Source organism: Kitasatospora sp. NPDC091257, assembly GCF_044757675.1.
Classification (GTDB): domain Bacteria; phylum Actinomycetota; class Actinomycetes; order Streptomycetales; family Streptomycetaceae; genus Kitasatospora; species Kitasatospora lactacystinica.
Genome location: NZ_JBIVVI010000674.1, coordinates 1 through 5,071, shown reverse-complemented (window position 1 = coordinate 5,071; position 5,071 = coordinate 1). Strand labels below are relative to the sequence as shown.

Genomic DNA, 5,071 nt, shown 5'->3' with positions numbered 1-5,071 from the left:
CACGCTGTTGAGTTCTCAAGGAACGGACGCTTCCTTCGGACCGCCTTCCAGCGGACCCTCCGGGCTTCGTTCTTTCGTGTTTCCAGCTTATCAGACACTTTCCGCTCCGTTTTCCGGAGTTTCATTCATCCGATTCGCTTTCGCCTTTCGGCGCTCCCGAACTCTATCAGAGCTTTTCGGTCCGTTTTCCCCGGTCATTCTCGAATTCAGATTCGAGCTCGTTCCGAGGGGCCGTCCCGTGGGGCAACTCGGAGAACACTACTCCCCTCCGGGTCGGAGGCCAAATACTCAGACCCCCGGGCTCGGCCGGGTGACCCGCTCGGCGACCGCAACCGTGGCGCGTCGCGGCAGGAGCGGGGACGGCTTCCGCGAGCGGGCCTTCGCCGTCGCCCGCGCGTACGTCGACTTCGCCGCCGACCACGGCGCAGTACTGGAGCTGGCCTTCGCCCGCAAGCACGACCCCGCCGTGACGGACGGACTGGAGCTCGCCTGGCAGCCGCTGAAGGACGACCTCCGCGCGCTCATCTCCCTCGGCCAGACCCAGGGGCTGATCCGGGCCGGCGATGCCGACCGGATCGGCGCCATCCTCTTCACCGCCGTCCACGGCGTGGCCGCCCAGACCGCGAGCGGTCGGCTCTCCGGCCCGGCCCTGGACGAGGTCTTCGACGACCTGCTCACCCACCTGCTCCGCGGCCTGGCGCCGGGCGCCGACGACGAACCGCTGGCCGAGCCCGCCGCCCCGACCTGCTGACCGCCGCCAGCGGCTGCCACCCCGCCAAAGAGCGGCCGGCCCGCCGAAAGGCAGCCGACCGCACCCGGCCTGCGCCGGGTGCGGTCGGGCCGGGTCGTCTCCTACTTGAACAGGCGGTCGCCGCTGGTGGCCATGCGGTGGGTGCCGCTGTGGCGGTTCACCCAGTCCCGGACCAGGTTGACGGCGTTGGCGCACTGCCAGCTGTTGTCGTACTCCCGCACGCCGGTGAAGGCGCCGTAGCCGGCGATGATGCCGTCCACCTGCGCGTCGCCCAGCAGCTTGTCGACGTACCAGGGGTCGTTGTAGGTGGTCGTCCAGGAGAGGGTGGCCGCGAGTCGTCCGGCGGCCCGGTCGGCGGCTCCCTTCTTCAGTTCCGCGCAGGTGTTGTAGGTGGCCTCCGTGCAGTTGCCGAAGCCCTTGGTGATGTCGCTGTCGCCGTAGTCCATCGCCCGGCGGCCGGCCGGGAATCCGGTGCCGGACTTGGCGAAGGCGCTCTGCACCTGATCCCGGGTGCCGGTCGTGGTGATGCCCTCCAGCGGGCCGAGCCTGCCCTCCAGGCTCTTCCAGCCCCGGCCGCCGACGTCCGGGGTGCTGCCGCCGTGGTACTCGTAGAAGCCGTAGAGCACCTGGATGCCGGCGGCCGTCAGCCGCTGGGCCTTGTCGCGCAGTCCGGCGACGCTGCAGGTGCGGTTGGGCTCCTCGCCGCAGTAGTTGGGGTCCTTGATGTCCAGCCAGACCAGCGACAGCCGGCGTCCCGCGTTGGCGTTGGAGACGATGCGGTCGAGCATGCTGTCGAAGCTGGGGCCGAGCCGGTTCTCGCCGGCCGAGGAACAGTCGTGGTAGGCGCGCCACTCGTTCGGGTTCCACCAGGCGCAGACGTCGATCTCGATGGCGTTGGCGCCGTGGTTGATCGCGGCGTCCACGCCGTCCAGGGTGTCGACCCGGTGCGCGATGGCGTAGATCGGGTGACGCTGGTCGGCGGCGGCCGCCGCCGGGGTGGTGCCGAGCGCGGTGGCACCGAGGATCCCGCACAGTGCCGCCGCCAGTGCCGGGAGGGTTCGCGAGCGGGCGCCGTGCCTGGGGTGAGTGGTCAAGGGGAACACTCCTTCTTGTTGGCGTACTGACAAGACGATCCCACCAACTGCGCCTCGGCGTACGGCAAACGGGCCATGAACGACATCCGGGGGACTCGGCCGGGGACGCCGGAACGGTCGTCCGCCAGACCTGCTGGGCGTGGTGGCTCTGCACCGAGCCGGCCAGGTTCGCCTCCAGGCCGTGGGCGTGGCACAGCTCCACCCCGGCGCGTCCGCGTGCTCGGCGAGGTCGAACGCCCCCGGCGTGGACGGCGCGCACGGGTCGTACTCCCGCAGGCCCACCAGGGCGCGCCGCACCTGCGGCAGCGTCTTGCGGGCGTCCCACAGGTCGAGGTCCTGGGCGAACAGTACGGACATCACCCGGGTGTGCGACAACTGCTCGCTCCGGCGCGGCGTCGCCGTGATCTCGCCGAGCACCTCGGCCAGTTCACCGGTCCGCATGCCGTCCAGGCCGACCGTGACGATCCCGCAGGGATGGACCCGGGTGCCCGTCGCCAGGGCGACTCCGAGGGCGGCCTGCGCCGCCTTGCCGACCTGCTCGTACGCCGGCTTGGGCAGGGCCCGGCCGTCCGCCCGCCCGCGCCCGGAAGCGGCGGGCGGGCCCCGAGTCAGCGCCTCGGGCCGACAGCGGCGTACAGCGCGCCGCCGGTCACCAGCAGCACCACCGCGGTCCAGGTGGACGCCTCCGTGCCGGGGGGAAAGGTCATCCAACCGAAGGCCTTCCCCACGGTGGTGGGCGGCAGCGGCGGGACGAGGACGGCGAACGCCAGCCAGCCGGTCGGCAGGACCCAGGCCAGGTGCGCCCCGCAGAGCACCGCCCCGAGCGCGGCCAGGCCGACCAGGCCCGCGCTGTCCCGGACGACGACCTCGGTGGGGACGAACGTCGGACCCACCGCCTGGACCGCCAGCAGCGCCGCACCGGCGACCGCGCCGATCAGCACCGTGTGCGCGGCCCGGCGGGGCGCCCACCGGATCGCGGCGGTCCGGTCCAGTGCGAGGTCCTGCCCGCCGAGCCCGACGGAACCGGCCGCCACGCCCGCGGTGAGCACGTAGAACGCGGTCGGGTCCATCGCATCCGTCGCGCCCGTACCGTAGCCCCGGGTGAGGGCCCACACCGCCAGCGCGACGAGCACGACCGCGGCGGCCGAGGCGGGCACCTGCCGTGAACGCGCGTACAGCATCAGCCACCTCATCACGACACACCCCCCACCGGCACCTCGCGGAGCCTTGCCGTGCAGGAGAGGGCGGCGGTGCGCAGCTCGGCGATCCGCGAGCGCTGCTCGGCGGGCGCCAGCCCCTTCAGCTCCTGCCAGAGGGCGTCGGCGTCCGCCCATGCCCTGCGCGAGAACACGTCGGTGGCCTGCTCCACCATCGGTCGGAGGGCGGGGTCACCGAGGGCCCAGCTCACGACGACGCTCTGGAGGGCGACGTCGTCCTGTGACCCGCCCTCCCGGGAGGTGCGGGCGTGGCAGCTCGGTGCCAGTCCCTGGGCGACCAGCGCGCGGGTCAGGTCGTTGCCGGTCGCGTCGATGAACAGCTGATCGTCGAAGTCGACCAGCACCGCGTCGGCGGGGAGCGAGCGGGGATCGCCGAGCGCGCGCAGCGCGGTGTCCTCCCGTACCGAGGTCGGTGCCTTGTCGCCCAGGGACTCGTGCAGCACGCGCAGCGCCTCCCGGCCGCGCGGCGCGAGCTCGGCCAGGTGCGAGCGGCTGGCCTGGGTCACGCACACCGGTCCGTCGCACACCATGGCCGCGGCGGCCTTGTCGACGACGTAGCTGTCGCGCGCGGCGGCCGGCAGGACCAGCAGGGCCACGGCGGCGCCGGCCAGGGCGGGGGTCACCGCGAGCAGCCGGGCCCGGCGGGTGGCGGCCGCCAGCAGCGCGAGGCCGGTGGCGAGCAGGCCGAGCAGCCAGACCGTCTGGCCGAGGTGGACGGAGTCGGAGAGGGTCAGCAGCATCTGCCGCGGGTCCGCGGTCACCGGGGACAGCAGGCCGATCCGGTTCGACGTCCTGCTCTCCGGCACCTCCCCTTCGATCCGTATGCGCAGCATGCCCGTCACCGCGAGGCAGGCCACCACCAGGGCGGGCGGGGTGAGGACGGAGGGCAGCGTCCGCGCGACGCCCATGGCGAACACGGCGGCCGCGACGAGGCCCAGGACCGCCACCAGCGAGATCGGCAGCCAGCCGAGGCCCATGTAGGTGGTCGGGCCGAACGCCACCTGCGCTCCGCCCACGACGACGAGGAGGCCGAAGCCCACCGCCAGCGCGAGCGCGATCGCACCCGCCGGCAGCGCCGCACGGCGCCAGGCCGGCAGCGGCGTGGTCGTCAGCAGTTCGGTCATCCGCGAGCGGGGTTCACGCAGCCCGTACACCGCCCCGATGCCGACCACGAGCGGCAGCCAGAAGGCCAGCAGGGAACGGGTCCACATGGCCATGGTGGTCCACTGGGCCGTCCACCCCGCGGTGCCCCTCGACCAGATTCCGTCGTACAGGAGGAAGACCGCCAGGCTGCCGCCCAGGACGACGGCTCCGGCCCACGGGGCGGCCGAGCGCTTCAGCTCGGTTCGCAGTACACGTCGGTTCACCAGGCGCTCCCCTGCTGTCCGGAGGTGCGGAGCAGCGCCGAGTAGCCGCGCTCCAGGGGGCTGTCGCCGGGGTGCTCGGTGCTGCCCGCGGCGGCCAGTTCGTCCGGCGTGCCCTGGAAGACGAGGCGGCCGTCGGCGAACAGGACCACGTCGGAGCAGGCCGCCGCGACGTCCTCGACGAGGTGGGTGGAGACGACCACGCAGGTGTCGCGGCCCAGGTCGTGCAGCAGCTCGCGGAAGCGCAGCCGCTGTGCCGGGTCGAGGCCGGCCGTGGGCTCGTCCAGCAGCAGCACCGTCGGGGAGTTGACGATGGCCTGGGCGATGCCGGCCCGCCGCACCATGCCGCCGGACAGGGTCTTCATCCGGTGGTCGGCGCGGTCGGCCAGGCCCACCCGTTCCACGGCGCGCTGGACGGCCTCGGGGACGTCCTTCTTCGGGACCTCCTTCAACCAGGCCATGTACTCGACGAACTCGCGCACCGTGAAGCGCTTGTAGTAGCCGAAGTCCTGCGGGAGGTAGCCGATGCGGCGGCGCAGGGCCCGGTGGTCGCCCGCCTTGCCCAGGGAGGTGCCGAGCATCTCCAGTTCGCCCTCGGTGGGGCGCAGCACCGTGGCCAGGGTCCGGATCAGGGTGGTCTTCCCC

5 protein-coding genes are annotated in these 5,071 nt (G+C 73.0%); 1 reads left to right on the top strand and 4 read right to left on the bottom strand.

Translation table 11 applies throughout. From position 1 onward, the window contains the following. Positions 1–334 precede the first annotated feature (334 nt). The gene (locus tag ACIQOV_RS27000) at positions 335–751 is read left to right on the top strand and encodes a TetR-like C-terminal domain-containing protein (protein WP_401052753.1); all 417 of its coding nucleotides are present in this window, start codon (positions 335–337) and stop codon (positions 749–751) included. 101 nt (positions 752–852) lie between these two features. Here ACIQOV_RS27000 and ACIQOV_RS26995 read toward each other — a convergent pair whose 3' ends face one another. The 4 genes from ACIQOV_RS26995 to ACIQOV_RS26980 form a co-directional block, all read right to left on the bottom strand. Continuing rightward, a complete protein-coding gene (locus ACIQOV_RS26995; RefSeq protein ID WP_401052756.1) occupies positions 853–1,854 on the bottom strand; it encodes a phospholipase in 1,002 nt (333 codons plus the stop codon). 599 nt (positions 1,855–2,453) lie between these two features. Continuing rightward, on the bottom strand, positions 2,454–3,038 hold the full coding sequence (locus ACIQOV_RS26990; protein ID WP_401052750.1) for a hypothetical protein: 585 nt from the start codon (positions 3,036–3,038) through the stop codon (positions 2,454–2,456). Continuing rightward, complete coding sequence (locus ACIQOV_RS26985; protein WP_401052747.1) at positions 3,038–4,429, bottom strand: hypothetical protein; 1,392 nt, start codon at positions 4,427–4,429, stop codon at positions 3,038–3,040. The genes ACIQOV_RS26990 and ACIQOV_RS26985 overlap by 1 nt, the downstream gene beginning before the upstream one ends. Continuing rightward, the coding region (locus ACIQOV_RS26980) for an ATP-binding cassette domain-containing protein (protein ID WP_401052744.1) at positions 4,426–5,071 on the bottom strand (646 nt) is incomplete at its 5' end. The genes ACIQOV_RS26985 and ACIQOV_RS26980, both read right to left, overlap by 4 nt.

Excerpts from the sequence above, each read along its gene's own strand:
- ACIQOV_RS26990 (WP_401052750.1), bottom strand. The coding sequence starts at position 3,038 with ATGAGGTGGCTGATGCTGTACGCGCGTTCACGGCAGGTGCCCGCCTCG.